Raw genomic sequence first — 16,854 nt, forward strand, 5'->3', positions numbered from 1 at the left:
GGGCGGTCGTGAATCAAAAGTCTCCGACCGCGCGTCACACACCGACCCCCATCCGCCAGATTCCGGGTCGGCTCCACCTAACGAGGCCTCAACCACTGGTTCCTTGTGTATGCCTTCTCGTCTTGCTCGCCGCGCGCACAGCCCATCTGGCAGTACTGGACCGCCGCGGCTTTGTCAGGGCCGCTTGCCACCAAACCCGCTCATTCCCAACAGGTCCGGCTGCCCTCAGCTTCACTCAGATCACTGCGATAACCCGAGGATCGGGGTCTCTCACCCCCATTCGGAACACACGCGCCTCACGGCGCACCCTGATCTGATGATGCGCCCGGCCACTGCCAGGAGCCGTAGTCGGAGGCGTTTGGGTTCCCACCGTCGTACCGGATGGTGGGTGAAAGCCAGGGTTTGGGTCCAGACCAGCAGGTCAGCGGCCAGGCTGATGATCTCGAGCCAGATCTGGTTGTGGTCGAACCCGTGAAAGGGCAGGTTGGTCAGGCCGGTGTCTTTGAGGTTGCGAATGCGGTCCTCGGCGCGGGCACGCTGGCGGTGGCGGACCTCCAAATCCGGGATCGACCAGCCGACGGTGTTGGTGGCAAAGCAGGTGACGCGCCAGCCGTTGTCGTCGGTCAGTCGCAGCTGCGCTCCGGGATGGGGGCGTTCGCGTCGGGCGATGACCCGCATCCCGGCCGGCCAACCCCGCAGCGTGTCGGGCAGATACCGGGTCAACTCGACGACCTGGGCGCCCTCGCGCGGTGTCCCGTCCCCGTCGAGAGCGGCCCGCCACGCCTGGCGCGGCACCTTCGTGAGGGCTTCGACGATCGGGGGCATGCCGTAGAACCCGACGCTGTAGTGCAGGCCCAGGTCGGTGATGTGATGCAAGAAGTCCTTAACCCCACCGCCGGTGTCGGTGCGCACCACCACCGCGGCACGCTCGTCGGCGGGCAGCTGCGCCAGCGCGGCATCCAGCACGGCGATGTGATCGGCGGCGCTGTTGGACCCGGCCGAGCCGGGGCGCAGCAGCCCTGCCAGGACCTCCCCGGAGCCGGCCTCGCCGTGATCGCAGAACGCCAGCATCGGGTGAAACCCGAACCCGTACTTGAACGTCGGTGTCGCGTGTTCCTTGTCGCTGTGCGCGGTGACCAGGGTGGCGTCTAAGTCGATGATCACCTGACTGCCTGCCGGTCCGGCGATCGGGCGCTGAGCTGCCCACACCTGTGCACGTGCAGCTGATCGGGCGGTGCGGATCGCGGCCAGGGCGGCATCAGCATCATCAGCCAGGGCGGCAATCAGTCGTGACACCGTGGCGTCTGAAGCCACCGTCCCGAACAGGTCCGGCTGCGCCCGCACGACCGCGATATCGGCAGCGCAGTCACCGCCGAGAGCCACCGCGATCGCGAGGTCCACCAGCACCTTGGCCGGGTCGTACACCGCTCGCGATGCCCGCCACGGCGCCAACGCTGCTGACATCGCCGTATCCAGTCCCGAGCAGCGCAACGTCTGCTTCAGCAGAACCCCACCCGCCGAGGACACCAACGACTCGCGGGTCGCCCCGACCACCACAGAACCAACTGGGCTACGCTTCACCTACGGAGTGCCTTTTCTCTCGGATTACTTTGGACGTCGCAATCCCAAGTTTTCCAAGTAGGACAGGCACTTCCGTGCATTACAGGCCCGTGTCACAGGCACACTTCATGAAACGCCGAGGCTAGCTGGCGACTGGATGGGGTGCTGGCCTGAAGGTTCAGGCACTGAGGTTGGCTCGTGCCCGAGGACTCTGCTGCGAAGCGCTTTGTTCTCGATGGGCAACCCGAGCGCCCCCCACCCACGACGACTCACCGCACGCGCAGAGGAACTGGTCAACCCGATCGGGATTCCTCCGTTACCCGCGGCCTGACCCGTACGAGTCCGGCGTCGTTCAGCAGCCGATTCCAGCAGCCAAGCGCCGGTATGGGTGTGTCCCCGCCCGGCAAATCCCACCGAGCCGGCCTTGACACCGATTTGACCGATTGGTAATTTACCGATCGGTCGACGAAAGGGGTTGGCGATGGGTTTCGCCGAATCGGTCTGGCATGAGATCCAGAATCCTGTTCTCTACGCGCTTCCGGTCTTTGCGCTGTTCGTCGGGATCGAGGCGTTTCTGTTGCGCCATGAACAGCGCCAGGACCTGCGTGGATACTCCGCGATCGATACCCGGACCAGCGTTTCAATGGGCGTGGTGTCATTGCTGTTCACCGCGGTTTCCAAAGCGGCTACGCTGATTCTGCTGGTGTTCTTGCATCAGTATGTGGCGCCCTGGCATATTCCGACCGACACCTGGTGGAGTTGGGTGCTGCTGTTCGTGGTGGTCGACCTGGCCTGGTACGGGTACCACCGGTTCGCCCACCGCGTACGGATCGGGTGGGCCGGCCATCAGGCGCATCATTCCAGCGAGTACTTCAACTTCGGCACGGCGTTGCGGCAGAAGTGGAACCCATGGTTCGACGCGCTGTTCTGGATGCCGCTGCCGGTGCTCGGCTTCGCGCCGTGGGCGATCTACATCGCGTTCGCGGTCAACTTGATCTATCAATTCTTCACCCACACCGAGGCGATCGGGCGATTGCCGCGCCCGGTTGAGTTCATCCTGAACACACCGTCGCATCACCGTGTGCACCACGCCAGCGATCCCGAGTACCTGGACCGCAACTACGGCGGAATCTTGATCATCTGGGATCGGATGTTCGGTACGTTCCGGCAGGAAGAGCGCACTCCGACCTACGGGCTCACCAAGCCGGTCGATACCTACAACGTGTTCAAACTGCAGTACGGCGAGTACGGCAAGATCATCTCCGATGTGCGGCGGGCGCGCCGCTGGCGCGACAAGTTGGGCTTCGTCTTCGGCCCGCCCGGCTGGTTGCCTGCACACGAGGCGGGTATCGCTGTGCCCCAAACCCCGACGTTCGAGAAAGCTGCCGTCGGCGAATGAGGTCAACGCTCTGCCCACAGGGCCTGCAGAGGCACAATGCTGTCGTGCCGAAAACCAGTGCAGCCGGCTCCAAGGGTGTTCCGCGTGCGCAACGTGAGCAGCAGATCCTCGATGCCGCGGCCAGCGAATTCAGCCGGTACGGATTCGCCGGCGCCGCCCTCTCCGGCGTCGCCGCATTGGCGGGGGTCTCCAGGCAACTGGTCCTGAGCTACTTCGGTTCCAAGGACGGGCTGTATGTCGCGTGTGTCGAGCGCGCCGGATCCAATCTGATCGACCGCATCGAGCGGGTCGTTGCCGCGGGCGAACCGCCCAGGCAGATGGCCACCGCGACGCTGGCCGCGATCTTCGAGGCGCTCGAACACCGGCCGCAAGACTGGAACGTCATCATGGACCGCACCCAACCGGTGGACGGGACCGCTGACACCGCTGCACAAGGAATCCGCGCGGTGATCGAGGACCAGGCAGCTCGTGGTGTCGCGAACCTCGCCAACCTGCATGAGCTCACCGACCCCGAGGACGCTGCGGTGCTGACCGACGTGTGGATCAGCATGGTTACCGCGCTGGTGGACTACTGGCTGCGTCACCCCGAGCACAGCGCGGCGTCGATGAGCGAACGTAGCAGCCGCGTGCTGACCGCGCTGATCGGTGAGCTGTGAGGGACCATTCCCACCCCAGAGATGACCTCGCCAACATGGCCCACCCGAAAGTCCGAGCATGGCGAGCCTGAGCGGAAACCTACTTGCGGCCAGCAGCCACTACCCCGACCGCGTTGCCATCCGGGTTGACGAACGGACACTCACCTACGCTGAATTCAACAGTGCTGCAGCCTGTTTCGCCACCTTTCTGGAACAGTCTGGGATCAAGGCCGGCGATCGTGTCGGCGTGATGCTGCCGAACTCACCGGCGTTCGCCATCGTGTTCTACGGCATCATGCACCGGGGTGCGGTGGCCGTACCGATGAATCCGCTGCTCAAGACGCGCGAGGTCGAGTTCTGCCTGTCCAATACCGGCGCCGCAGCGCTGTTCGCGACACCTACCTTCGCCGGGGAGGCCGAGGCCGCTGCCGCGGCGGTGGGCGCACAGTGCTGGGTCGTCGACGACACCGGGCTGGCGGAACTGATCGCCGAACTGCCTGAGCGGGACGCCCCGGTGTATCGCGCCGACGACGACGTCGCGGTTGTCCTGCACACCTCGGGAACAACCGGTAAACCCAAGGGGGCCATGCTCACCCACGGTGGCCTAGGCCGCAACGCCGAGGTCTGTGTTCGCACACTCCTGCAGGTCGGGCCGGACGACGTGGTGATCGGCTGTCTACCGCTGTTCCATGTCTTCGGGTTGACCTGCGGCCTCAACTCTGCGGTACTGGCCGGCGCGACGCTGACGCTGATCCCGCAGTTCGACCCGCATAAGGTACTAAACGTGATCGCGCGCGACGCGGTCACGGTGTTCGAGGGAGTGCCGACCATGTACTCCGCACTGCTCGGCGTGGCGCACGACGCCGCGCCGGCGTCGACGGGCAGTCTGCGGACCTGCATCTCCGGCGGCGCGGCGTTGCCGGTGCAGGTTCTCACCGACTTCGAAAAGGCCTTCGGCTGCACCGTTCTCGAGGGCTACGGGTTGTCGGAAAGTTCACCGGTCGCCGCGTTCAACCATCCGGATCGGCCCCGCAAGCCGGGATCGGTCGGCACTCCGATCGAGGGTGTCGCGATGCGGGTGATCGGCACCGACGGAGCCGAAGTGCCGCAGGGGCAACCCGGCGAAATCCAGATCCGCGGCCACAACGTGATGAAAGGCTATTGGAACCAACCGGACGCGACGCAAGCCGCTATCACCCCCAATGGCTGGCTCGCCACCGGAGATGTGGGACGCATCGACGAGGACGGCTACTTCTACATCGTGGATCGGACCAAGGACATGATCATCCGTGGTGGCTACAACGTCTACCCGCGCGAGATCGAAGAGGTGCTCTATGAGCATCCCGGGGTAGCCGAGGCCGCCGTCATCGGCCTCCCGGACGACTCCCTCGGCGAAGAAGTCGGCGCCGCTGTCGCATTGAAGCATGGGGCGACCACGGACCCGGATGAGTTGCGCGAGTACGTCAAGGCCCGAGTGGCCGCCTACAAGTATCCGCGCCGGGTCTGGCTGGTCGACGCGCTACCGAAGGGGCCCACCGGCAAGATCCTCAAACGCGACATCACTATTCCAACAAGCGAAAACAAGCGGTGAACATGGCAACAACGAGGAAATCGCGAGGCGGCCTGGCTGCCCCGATGGACGTGCTTGGCTACGACTACATCGTCGTCGGGTCCGGATCCGGCGGCGCCGTCGTGGCCGGCCGGTTGTCGGAAGATCCCGCCAATCGGGTCCTGCTCATCGAGGCCGGCGGAACGGGTCGACACCTGAATATTCAGATCCCGGCCGCGTTCTCCAAGCAGTTCACGACGAAGCACGACTGGGAGTACTACACCGAGCCCGAACCGCACCTCCATGGCCGCACGGTGTACCACCCGCGAGCCAAGTATCTCGGGGGCTGCAGCGGCATGAACGCGATGATCTACATTCGCGGCAGCCGCCACGATTACGACGGATGGGCCAAAAGCGGAGCGGTGGGTTGGTCCTACGACGAAGTGCTGCCGCTGTTCAGGCGGTCCGAGCGAAACTCCCGCGGCGCCAATGACTTCCACGGATCCGGCGGACCCCTGCACATCGAGGATCCGCGATCGCCGAATGAGCTGAGCCGGCGCATCGTCGAGGCGATGGCTGCGACCGGGCTGCCACGCAACCACGACTTCAACGGCGCCGAACAGCTGGGGACCGGTCTGTACCAGGTGACGCAGCGCCGCGGTCGGCGGTGGACCACGGCCGACGGTTACCTCACGCCTGCGCGCAAGCGAGACAATCTCGACGTGTGGACCGACACCCTGGCCCGTCGGCTGCGGATCGAGGGGAACCGAGTCACCGGCGTCGAGGTGGAACGCTCGGGCAGGATCGAGACCGTCCGCGCCGAGCGGGAGGTGGTTCTGGCCGCCGGTGCCTTCAACACCCCGCAGCTGTTGATGTTGTCGGGCATCGGACCGGCCGAGCATCTGCGTGAACACGGGATTCCAGTCCTCGTGGACAACCCGAATGTCGGCAGCCACCTGATGGACCATCCGATGTACCTGCTCAACTTCGAGACGACCGCCAAGGGCACACTTGCCGGTGCCGAGAGCCCGCTTCAGCTGCTCAACTACGGTGTGCGTCGACGCGGCCTGCTGACCTCCAACATCGGTGAAGCCGGGGCCTTCTTCCACACCCGGTCGGGCGATGCGGCGCCCTACATGCAATTCATCTGCGCCCCCGGGTATTTCTGGGACCACGGGTTCGGCAAGAACGCCGGGCCGGCGTTCGCCATCGGTTGTTCCATGGTGGGCGCCCAAAGCACGGGACACGTGCGGCTGCGCAATGCCGACCCACGACAGCGGGCAGCGGTCACCTTCAACTACTTCGCGGAGTCAGACGACATCGACGCGATGGTTGCCGGCGTCGAGCGCGCTCGCGACGTCGCCGCCAGCGCTCCGCTCGCACCGTTTGTCGGCCGCGAGATTCACCCGGGGCCCCAAGCCGCCGACCGCAGCGAGATCGAGCGGGAGATTCGCCGCAACGTCGAGCACACCTATCACCCGAGCTGTACCGCCCGCATCGGAACCGAATACGACGGGGTGGTCGACCCCGAACTCCGCGTACACGGCATGCAGGGGCTACGAGTGGCCGATGCGTCCGTCTTCCCGGTGATACCGCACGGCAACACCCACGCACCCACGGTGATGGTCGGCGAGAAGGCAGCCGACCTCATCCGCGACGCTCGATAAGGGAAAGAAGCAATGGTTGAGGACGCGGTATCACGACAGGCCGATGAGATCACCGGACGGTTGCACGACGGCGAGGCCGCTTGGGGACGAATGTCGCTTGTTGACCGTCGGAAACTGTTGGAGCGCTTCGGTGAACTCACCGCACGGCATGCGTCGGAATGGATCCAAGCGGCGGCGCGCGTCAAGGGGTTGTCCGAGGGCAGCCCGTTGATCGGGGAGGAATGGATCAGCGGCCCGTGGGCGGTTCTGGGCTACGTGGGCGCCCTGCGGCAGACTCTGCAACGCCTCGAGAACCGTGAAGATGTCCTCGCGGGATTTCCGATCCGCACGCTGGTGAACGACCAATTGGCGGTCAAAGTGTTGCCGGCCGGAATCTATGACCGGCTGTTGCTCAATGGGTTTACCGCCGAGGTGTGGATGCAGCCCGGCGTCACCGAGAACGAGCTGCGCCGCACCGCCGGGCTCGGTCAGCGCGACCCGGCGCAGACTCGCGGCGTTGTCCTGGTCCTCGGGGCCGGAAACATCTTCTCGATCGCGCCGCTGGACGCCCTGTATCAGCTCTACGCCGAGAACCGGGCCGTCGTGCTCAAGCTGAATCCGATCACGGACCCGCTCAAGCCGGTCTTCGACAAGATCTTCGCGCCATTCATCGACCTGGGCGTGCTGGAGATCGTCACCGGCGGCGTGCAGATCGGCAGCGAACTAGCCTACCACGAACAGATTTCGGCGGTGCACATGACCGGCAGCGAACACACCCATGACGCCATCGTCTGGGGATCGGCCGACGAGGCTCGAGCCGCCAAGGAGTCCGGCCGGCCCAAGCTGGACAAGCCGATCACCAGCGAACTCGGCGGCGTCGCGCCCGTCATCATCGTGCCGGGCCGGTGGTCACAAGCGGACCTGACGTTTCAGGCCCGCCACGTGGCCACCCAACGTCTGCACAACTCCGGCTCCAACTGCATTGCGGCACAGATCGTTCTGGTGAGCTCCGACTGGGAGCAGAAGGATGCGTTCCTGGCCGAGTTGCGTGCCGCCATGGCCGCTGCCCCCGCGCGGCCGGCCTGGTATCCGGGGTCGGACGACCGCATTCGGCAGGCCCGCGAGCGGCACCCCGAGGCCGCCGCGGCCGCCGGCGGTACCCCGGCGCGGACATTGCTCACCGGCCTGCACCTCGGCGACGCTGCCGAAGACGCCTTCGACACCGAGTACTTTGCACCCGTTCTCGGGGTCAGTGAGCTGCCGGGAACCGGAGCGGACTTTCTCCGGTCGGCTATCGCCGCAAGTAACCAGAGGCTGCGGGGGACGCTCGGCGCAAACATCATCATCCACCCGATGACCAGAAAGGAGTTGGGGCCGGCCTTCGCGCGCGCCATCGCCGACCTGCGGTACGGCACGATCGGCATCAACGCCTGGACCGGGGTCGGGTACCTGACCCCCTACGCGACCTGGGGCGCCTTCCCCGGACACACACTTGACGACGTGCAGAGCGGGATCGGCGTCGTGCACAATGCGCTGCTGCTGGAGCGCACCGAGCGCACCGTCGTGGACGGACCGTTCCGGCCCACCCCGAGGGCGTTGCTGCACGGTGAGTGGACCATCTCACCCAAGCCGCCGTGGTTCGTCGACAACCGAACTGCCGCAACGACGGGCAAGCTGCTGACCTCATTCGCCGCCCGGCCGCGCTGGAGTGCATTGCCGGCCATCTTCGCCTCGGCACTACGCGGATGATAATCCGCGCCGATGTCGCCGTGGTGCCCGCTGGGCTGCCCGGTCCGAATCCGTATCTGTCGGCGGATCGGGGGCAGCGATGAAAACGCGATCATGGTGGGGATGGGGTTATACGGAGGACGCCGTCGAAGGGGCTGAGCGTGTAACACTCACCGAACGCGTCCGGGCACTGGTGCCCGAAGCCGACCCCACGGTGCACCGGCCACCGGATCTGACAAGCCTCGGACTTGCCTCACCGCGCATAACGGCGCCAGCTACCCTGGCGGCGCTGTGCTCCGGTGACGTCACCGACCGAATCGCCCACGCGCACGGCAAAGCGTTCCGCGACGTGGTGCGCAACCTGCACGGCGACATCCCGCACGTACCGGATCTCGTCGTCCGCCCGGCAACAGAACGCGACGTTCTCGACGTGCTGGACTGGTGCGGCGCGGCTGACATTGCGGTCATCGCCTACGGGGGCGGCAGTTCGGTGGTCGGCGGGGTGGAGCCGCGTATTGACGACCGCTACACCGGAGTAGTCAGTCTGGATATGGAGCGGTTCGACCGGGTGCTCGAAATCGACCGCACCAGCCGTGCGGCCCGGATCCGGGCCGGCGTGTACGGTCCGCACCTCGAGGATCAGCTGCGCGAGCACTCCCTGACGCTGCGTCACTTTCCGCAGTCATTCGAGTTCTCCACGCTCGGTGGCTGGTTGGCGACCCGCGCCGGCGGCCACTTCGCCACCCTCTACACCCACATCGACGACCTCGTTGAATCGATGCGCGTGCTCACCCCGGCAGGGGCCAGCGAATCGCGGCGCCTGCCCGGTTCCGGTGCGGGCCCCTCGCCCGACCGGATGTTCCTGGGCTCGGAAGGGGCGCTCGGCGTCATCACCGAAGCATGGATGCGCCTGCAGGACCGGCCGCAATGGCGGGCGGGCGCATCGGTACATTTCGCTGAGTTCGAGCGCGCCGTCACCGCCACCCGTGCGATCGCGCAATCTGGACTCCATCCGGCTAACTGCCGGCTGCTCGACCCGATGGAGGCTCATCTCAGCGCCGGTACGAACGCCGCAGGCGGGGTGCTGGTGCTGGCATTCGAATCCGCCGACCATCCGGTGCAATCGTTGCTAGACCGTGCGCTGGAAATCTGCGCCGACCACGGCGGCATACCGAGAATGCAACGGGCCGCTGAGAATTGGCGTGCGTCGTTTCTGCGCATGCCCTATCAGCGCGATGCACTGGCGGCCCAGTCGATGATCGTGGAGACCTTCGAAACCGCCTGCACGTGGGACCGGTTTGCGGCCGTGCATGCCGCCATCACCGACGCCGCACGCCAGGCGATCACCGCCGTCGGCGCGACCGGGATCGTGACGTGCCGCTTCACCCACGTTTACCCTGACGGACCGGCCCCCTACTTCGGGATCTATGCCGCCGGCCGCTGGGGAAGCACTCTTGCGCAGTGGGACGACATCAAAGCCGCTGTGTCGGAGGCGATCACAACCAACGGAGCCACTATCACCCATCATCACGCCGTAGGACGGGACCACCGCCCGTGGTACGACCGCCAACGCCCAGAACCGTTCGCCAACGCACTGCGCGCCGCCAAGAACGCGCTCGACCCAAACGGAATCCTCAACCCGGGGGTCCTCATCGATCCCGCCGCGAAAGCCTGACCAAGTAACGGCCAACGACGCAACGTCACTCGGCCTCGCCGAATCTGCAGGCGGGCGGCATAGCCCGAGAAGTATCCAACACCATCACCACCAGATGAAGGAGACCATCATGTCCAATTGGGCCGGAAACCCAACGTTTGATCTGTTTCAGCTGCCCGAGGAACACCAGCTGTTGCGCGACGCGATCCGTGCGCTCGCCGAGAAGGAGATCGCGCCGCACGCCGCCGATGTCGACGGGAACGCCCGTTTCCCCGAGGAGGCCCTGCAGGCGCTGAACGCCTCCGGCTTCAATGCGGTGCATGTGCCTGAGGAGTACGGCGGTCAGGGCGCGGACTCGGTGGCCGCCTGCATCGTCGTCGAGGAGGTCGCCCGGGTCGATTGTTCGGCGTCGTTGATCCCCGGGGTCAACAAGCTGGGCACCATGGGCCTGATCCTGCGCGGTTCCGAGGAACTCAAAAAGCAAGTGCTGCCGTCGATCGCCTCCGGCGAGGCGATGGCCTCCTACGCGCTGTCTGAGCGGGAGGCGGGCAGCGACGCCGCGGGGATGCGGACCCGGGCCAAGGCCGACGGTGAGGATTGGATTCTCAACGGCGCCAAGTGCTGGATCACCAACGGTGGTAAGTCGAGTTGGTACACCGTGATGGCGGTGACCGACCCGGACAAGGGCGCCAACGGGATCTCGGCGTTCATGGTGCACATCGACGACGAGGGCTTCACCATCGGGCCCAAGGAGAAGAAGCTGGGCATCAAGGGTTCACCGACCGCCGAGTTGTACTTCGAGAACTGCCGGATCCCCGGTGACCGCATCATCGGTGAGCCGGGTACCGGGTTCAAGACCGCGCTGGCGACTCTCGATCACACCCGCCCGACGATCGGCGCCCAGGCCGTGGGTATCGCGCAGGGGGCGCTGGATGCCGCGATCGAATACGTCAAGGACCGCAAACAGTTCGGCAAGAGCATCGCCGAGTTCCAGGCTGTGCAGTTCATGCTGGCCGACATGGCGATGAAGATCGAGGCCGCCCGGCTGATGGTGTACAGCGCGGCGGCACGTGCCGAGCGCGGTCAGGGCGAGCTGGGATTCATTTCGGCGGCGTCGAAGTGTTTCGCCTCCGACGTGGCGATGTCGGTCACCACCGACGCCGTGCAGTTGTTCGGCGGCGCGGGCTACACCACCGACTTCCCGGTAGAGCGGATGATGCGCGACGCCAAGATCACCCAGATCTACGAGGGCACCAACCAGATCCAGCGCGTCGTGATGTCGCGTGCCCTGCTGCGCTGAAGCTGTGCCCGCGGCGCTGAGGATGTGGCGGATTGCCGAGCACCGACCCGGCAGATAGCTCGGCACCGCCGACCCCTGTATCCGAGGGGTGGGTCGGCGGTGCACAGCGCGATCACCGATCTGATGGACAACATCGACGTCAACGACGAACCCCTCCTACGTCGTATAGGTCACTGCCAGCGACCAGGTCCACGTAGTTGACTGCCATCTGACACGTGAGAGATCGGATGCAATTTCTAGGCTGAGTTTCCGGCCCCCGCGCTGCGCAGTCGGTGAATCTCGCCGTGGGCGGCGGCCAGATCGGCGTTGAGCTGTTTGATCTCGGCCCTTCGAGTGGTGAGTTCGGTTTCGTATTGATGCTTTACGGTCCGCAACTGCTCGCGGAGCGCCGCCACAATGCTGGATTGGCTGCCCGGATCGTCCGTTGGTGCGCTGAGTCGTGGTCGCGGTGCGGTTCTGGCGGCTTGGATCTTGTCGAACAGATCGGGGTGGTTGTAGATCGTCTTTCGGGCAACGTTGGCGTACCGCGCGACGGCGTTGGTGTTGATCACCATGCCTTTGCGTTTCATGTCACGCAGGGCATCGGTGATCTTCTTGCGGGCAGTGGTTCTGCGTTCGTCGGTGCTCTTGCGCAGACCGTCGATGGATCGGGGTGCGCTCATTGCTCAGCACGCTGCGGGTCGGTGGCTTTGTCCAGGGCGGATTGGTGTGCACCACGGGTTTGTATCGGCAGCAGGGGCAACCGCTTTCCTGTCCCCGCTCCGGCCACCGACGCGGCATCAGCGGTGGCGGTCAGACGGTAGATGATTGCTTGCAGAGAGGCGATCTCTCTGCGCCGTTCGATGATCCAGACGTTGTCCTCGCCGAGTTCACGGCCGCTGCGCTGGCGGTACTGGTTCTGGCGTTGGTTGATGAGCGATTCGGTGGCAGCCAGTTGTTGGCGTAGTTCGCTCAGGTGGGTGGCGTCGGTGGCGAAATGCCCGCAGGACAGGCAGGCGTTGCCCTTGTCGCACGACTTGAGTGGCGGCAGCAGGCATACACCGTTGGGCAGCACCCGGCCGGTGCGCTGGGCCAGTTGGGTCATCTCGTAGATGTCGTGCGGGCTGATACCAATATCGGCGCCGTGGGCGCCGATCTTCTTGTGCTTGAGGAATTCCGCTTCGGCGGTCGCGGCCAGGGTGGCGGCGTAGCGCGCGGTCATCTCGGGACTCTTATGTCCGAGATAGCGCTGCACCACATGGAAGGGCACCCCGTCGTTGAGCAGCTCGGTGGCACGGGTATGGCGCAGCCGATGGGTCTGAGTGAACTGCAACGGATTGCCCGCGCTGTCGATGAGGTTGTGCATCGCATCGAGCTTGCTCAACACCACCCGATAGGTGGTGTAGGACCGGGGCCGCCGTCCCTGGTGCTGATTTCTCACTCCAACGAACAGATACTTGGAGTCCAGCTGTGGATAGGTCTCGTTGAGCCAGCGCTGCTGCTCGCGGATCACGTCGACGACAGCTTGCTCCACCAGGATGGTGGGCACCACCCCGTCGACCTTCGTCTGCTGATACCGCAGCCGGGCGACGAACGCCCCCTCATCGGCCGTTGCGCCTGCCGGTCGGTCCTGTCCGGGGATCGCTTCGATCGGGTCGTAGTCGAGCATCAGGATTTCCGAGGCGCGGCGCCCCGTGAGGGCCTGCAGCAGCCACGTCCGGGCGGCTTGCGGATCTCCCAGTCCGGTGGCGACGGTGATCGTGCCGTCGGGATGTGTCAGCACCACTTTCTGTTTCGGACCGGCGGCCAGCACGTCGAGGTAATCGAGCATGCTTTGCAGGTCACCGGTGGAGTACCAGGTCAGTGCCCGCTGACCGCTGCGGTACTTGGATACGTTGAGGGGCGACCATAGCGCGGTATGGGTCGCGGTGATGTCGCGCCAGCGCGGATTGCCGGTGGCCGCCGCGGCATCAGCGGCGTTGTCGTACATGAACGTATAGAACGCTTGGGTCTGCGCCTGCAGATAGGCGATTCCGCTGACCGAGAGGTGATCGCAGCGTGTCGCCGCGGCCGGTGACCGCAGATAGTCCAGGTAGCCGACGAACACCGCCCGCAACTCGTCGGGATCGGTTGCGATCAACGGATCATCCTGGTGACCGTGCGTGCGCACGAACCGGCCCAGTTGGGTACCGACGTTGCGGCAGCGGTCAGCCACCGAGGACCAGGCCAGCATCTCGTAGGTCAACGCGCTGCGCAGCCAGAAACGCAGCCCTTCACGCAGCCACACCGGTTCGATATCGCGCAGTCGCACGATCTTGTCGTGGGCCGGTTCGTGCGGTCGTTGCGGAATTCGCGGGTCGGCGCGCAAGTCCCAGACGTCGTGGGCCCACCACGGGACATCGGTGCAATGCACCGCCACGCGCAGGTGCAGGTGCTCGATCATCTGCGTGAAGTTGCGCCGTGACCCGGCAGAGGGAAGGCGGTGATTGCGCCGCTGGAACACCAGGATCGCCTGGCGGACTATGGCATTGGGGTCCATATCGGCGATCCCGGTGGGTGGCTGCCCCGTCGCGGTGGTGTGATCGGTGATCGCGGCCGGTAGCGTCGCCACCAGCCAGGCCAGCAGAGACGGGTCGATCTTGCGTGTCTGGCGGTTCCAGCACCACCACACCCACCACGCGATCTCTCGGGCGAACCGCGCTGGCGCGTCGGGGGTGAAGTCGGTGGCGACGTCACTGTGCCTGGGTTTGCAGTAGGAGCGGCTACGGACGAACACCTCCTTGAACGGTTCCGCGCCAACCCGGTAGACCGGGTCGCGCCACAGCTCGGGCACCGCGGCCCACTGCTGGTCCCAGGAACCCACCAGGGCCAGCGTCGTGGCGGGGTTACCCGGTGGCTCGGTGGGCGTGGTCATTCGTGCAGCCCCTTCCACCCGGCGACGTAGTTTTTCCACTGACCCAGGGTGCGCATCTCGGCGTCCTCGGTGACCCACCCGTACGTGGACAGGGTGGTCTGGATGTCGGCGTGGCCCAGGCGGCGCATCACCACATGCGGGGCCGCCCCCGACAACAGGAGAGCCGTGGCGTGGGTGTGACGCAGCCAGTGCGGAGACCAATCTCCGGGCAGGACTCCGTGGGATCGCCTTGTCACCGAATTAACCTTGGCGTAGACCGTTTCCGGGCGCATCGGCGCGAACAGCACGCCGTGAACCAGGTTCACGAACACGAAATGGCGGTCCAGATCCGGTACATCCACATCGGCGCCCATGTCCACCAGGTGCCACACGTAGGACGAGTACAGCGCTTCGAGGTCATCGCCGATGTAGATCCGCCGTGCCAGCAGGGTCTTGCCACGCACCCCTCGCGGATGATCCTGTCGCGCTGCCACATCGACGAACGGGGTACCGCCGGCGCCGATATGAATGTCGTAGTGCCGCAACGACAACGCCTCACCGAGGCGCATCCCGGTTTCGGCCATCACTGCGAACAGCAGCCGGTCCCGCAGCCCTGAGGCTGGTCCCGACCACACCTGCCCGGACTGGGTCGCACAACCGTCAAGGATGGCGCTGACCTGCCCGGGCGTGAGCACCGGGGTGTTGTCCTTGTTGCCGCGGCGCATCGTGTATACCGGTCGGGGCTTGCTACGTGCCGGTCCCACCCCGGCCAGCATCGGCACATACCGAGACCGGCGCCCACTGCCCCGTGTGGTGAACAACCGTTGGTATGGACCCGCCAAGCCGTGTGCATCGGCGTGGTAGCGGTAGAACGCCAGCACCGCCGCGGCCCGCAGCTGCACACTGGCCGGACTCAACCCGCCTTCGGGTTCACCGATCCGCGCGGTACCAGGTAGGTCGGCGCTGCGTAGAAACACCAGGAACTGCCCGAACAGCGCCGTGGACACCTCTCGCCAGTCAACCCCGGTGTGTTCCAGCAGTTTCCACCAGGAGGCCAGTCCCGCTGCGTAGGCCTTGACCGTGTTCGGGGAAGCTTGATCATCCCGCAGGAACTGCAGATACTCCTCGGCCGGGCCGATCGGCAAGCCGTCACAGCCCAGCACTGTGTACGTGTCCGGAGCGTCGGTCAATGCGATTCGCTGTGTGCGTGCCATCGACCGACCTCGACCAAATCCTTCAGGCCTGCTGCTGTTTCCGGCGCAGCGCCACCACGTTGTCCCCGCTGACCACCCCTGTGCTCGAAACGGGCGGGGGTGCCGAGGGCGCCGCTGGGGCGTCACCACGCTGGCCGGCCAGCATGTCGGCGAGCAGATCGGTCGGGTAGATCAGGGCATGCGCCGACAACGCCTCGGCCGACGAAGTCCCGTAACAGATTTCGATCCACCGGCTCAGCAGCCGGGGCCGCTCCGGGGCATAGGCGTCCCACCCCGGCTCGGTCTTACCCCAAGTGTGCCCGGTATCAGTGTTGACTCTGGTGTAGAGCTGACGCTGCAGTGTGTCGGCCCGGGCCGCGTCGATGAGCTTCGATTCGCGAAGGTGAATGATCAACGCCCCCAACGACAGACGCCATTTCAACTTCAACTCCACCAACTCGTTGAGTGTCGGGGCATCGGAGATCTCGGCGGCCAGTGCCTGCGCCGGCGCCAGCAACTCCGAGGCAAACCGTGACGCTTCGCGTTCCTCCTGACCGGTGACGTCGCCGTAGCGGTGCAGCACCAAGTGCCCGATCTCATGAGCAACCGTCCAGCGGGTGCGCTCCCACGACCCCTGACCCCGCAGCAACACCACCGGACGCTCACGATAAGCCCCGGTTCGAGCCGAGCAACCAAGATGCTTTTCGGTGGACAGTCCAACCGGCTCATCAGTGGGTGCGTCCCAATCCACTCGACCGCTGGAACGAGACAGTCGGGTGCGCAACACCACCGGAACGCCGGCGCATTCCAACTCGTAAACAAGCGACGTGATCGGCGTCAAAGGTTTCAACCCGAGCCATCTGCGAGTCTGGGCGGCGGCCGCGACGACGTCTGTGCCGGCGGCGAGCGGCTCGATCAGCACAGCCGGCAGTTTGGTGCGGTCGTTGAGATCGACGGCCAGATCTCCCACCACGTTCGCGAACACCGCTAGGTACTCTTTCTCAGCGACCGTCGTGGACTTGGGAGCTCGGAACAACAGATCCTGCGCGCTCACCCGCGATACCGGAGGCGTGGTGAAAAACGCTGCCGGGAAACGTAATACCGACGCCAGCTTGTCGAGCTCGGCCGGGTCGAGCAGCGCGGCGTCGGACTGCTCCAACCGTGTCTGCCGCGGGGAGCGCCACCCCATGTGTTCCATGACGGCCGCTCCGGTCATGTGCCGCAGGATCCTGGCCTGGCGGACCCGCGCGCCGAACACCTCTGCCGTTGACATCACCGACCACCTCGTCCCCGGTGTCCGCCGGCCGGTGCAACGCCA

At 65.6% G+C, this 16,854-nt stretch carries 12 protein-coding genes; 7 read left to right on the forward strand and 5 right to left on the reverse strand.

Annotated elements, in window-relative coordinates; translation table 11 throughout:
* Nucleotides 1-270: 270 nt before the first annotated feature.
* Nucleotides 271-1,581 carry an IS1380 family transposase gene (locus AWC16_RS19595; protein ID WP_337339851.1) on the reverse strand — a complete coding sequence of 437 codons (1,311 nt, stop codon included), beginning with the start codon at nt 1,579-1,581 and terminating at the stop codon, nt 271-273.
* Between the two features lie 460 nt (nt 1,582-2,041).
* On the opposite strand from AWC16_RS19595, the gene AWC16_RS19600 reads away from it, so the two are divergent.
* The 7 genes from AWC16_RS19600 (at nt 2,042) to AWC16_RS19630 (ending at nt 11,471) form a co-directional block, all read left to right on the forward strand.
* Nucleotides 2,042-2,959, forward strand: a complete 918-nt coding sequence (locus AWC16_RS19600) for a sterol desaturase family protein (protein ID WP_085266388.1) — start codon at nt 2,042-2,044, stop codon at nt 2,957-2,959.
* A 44-nt stretch (nt 2,960-3,003) separates the two neighbouring features.
* Nucleotides 3,004-3,615, forward strand: coding sequence for a TetR/AcrR family transcriptional regulator (locus AWC16_RS19605; protein WP_234812352.1), 612 nt, complete (start codon nt 3,004-3,006; stop codon nt 3,613-3,615).
* A 58-nt stretch (nt 3,616-3,673) separates the two neighbouring features.
* Nucleotides 3,674-5,185, forward strand: a complete 1,512-nt coding sequence (locus tag AWC16_RS19610; protein WP_085266390.1) for a long-chain-fatty-acid--CoA ligase — start codon at nt 3,674-3,676, stop codon at nt 5,183-5,185.
* A gap of 2 nt (nt 5,186-5,187) precedes the next feature.
* Nucleotides 5,188-6,810 (forward strand): GMC family oxidoreductase, encoded by a 1,623-nt coding sequence (locus AWC16_RS19615; protein WP_207572362.1) that lies wholly within the window; start codon nt 5,188-5,190, stop codon nt 6,808-6,810.
* A 12-nt stretch (nt 6,811-6,822) separates the two neighbouring features.
* Nucleotides 6,823-8,538, forward strand: coding sequence for an aldehyde dehydrogenase family protein (locus AWC16_RS19620; protein WP_085266392.1), 1,716 nt, complete (start codon nt 6,823-6,825; stop codon nt 8,536-8,538).
* 79 nt (nt 8,539-8,617) lie between these two features.
* Nucleotides 8,618-10,192 carry an FAD-binding oxidoreductase gene (locus AWC16_RS19625; RefSeq protein WP_085266393.1) on the forward strand — a complete coding sequence of 525 codons (1,575 nt, stop codon included), beginning with the start codon at nt 8,618-8,620 and terminating at the stop codon, nt 10,190-10,192.
* A 109-nt stretch (nt 10,193-10,301) separates the two neighbouring features.
* Complete coding sequence (locus tag AWC16_RS19630) at nt 10,302-11,471, forward strand: acyl-CoA dehydrogenase (RefSeq protein ID WP_085266423.1); 1,170 nt, start codon at nt 10,302-10,304, stop codon at nt 11,469-11,471.
* A 236-nt stretch (nt 11,472-11,707) separates the two neighbouring features.
* Here AWC16_RS19630 and AWC16_RS19635 read toward each other — a convergent pair whose 3' ends face one another.
* Genes AWC16_RS19635 through AWC16_RS19650 form a run of 4 tightly spaced genes read right to left on the reverse strand, consistent with a single transcriptional unit; the run spans nt 11,708 to nt 16,809 of the window.
* On the reverse strand, nt 11,708-12,133 hold the full coding sequence (locus tag AWC16_RS19635) for a transposase (protein WP_085266394.1): 426 nt from the start codon (nt 12,131-12,133) through the stop codon (nt 11,708-11,710).
* Nucleotides 12,130-14,364 carry a tyrosine-type recombinase/integrase gene (locus AWC16_RS19640; protein ID WP_085266395.1) on the reverse strand — a complete coding sequence of 745 codons (2,235 nt, stop codon included), beginning with the start codon at nt 14,362-14,364 and terminating at the stop codon, nt 12,130-12,132. Before AWC16_RS19640 ends, AWC16_RS19635 begins: the two co-directional genes overlap by 4 nt.
* Entirely contained in the window at nt 14,361-15,557 is a 1,197-nt protein-coding gene (locus AWC16_RS19645) for a tyrosine-type recombinase/integrase (protein ID WP_085266396.1), read from the reverse strand. Before AWC16_RS19645 ends, AWC16_RS19640 begins: the two co-directional genes overlap by 4 nt.
* Before the next feature lie 22 nt (nt 15,558-15,579).
* A complete protein-coding gene (locus tag AWC16_RS19650; RefSeq protein ID WP_085266397.1) occupies nt 15,580-16,809 on the reverse strand; it encodes a helix-turn-helix domain-containing protein in 1,230 nt (409 codons plus the stop codon).
* Nucleotides 16,810-16,854 lie beyond the last annotated feature (45 nt).

Source organism: Mycolicibacter longobardus, assembly GCF_002102265.1.
GTDB lineage: Bacteria > Actinomycetota > Actinomycetes > Mycobacteriales > Mycobacteriaceae > Mycobacterium > Mycobacterium longobardum.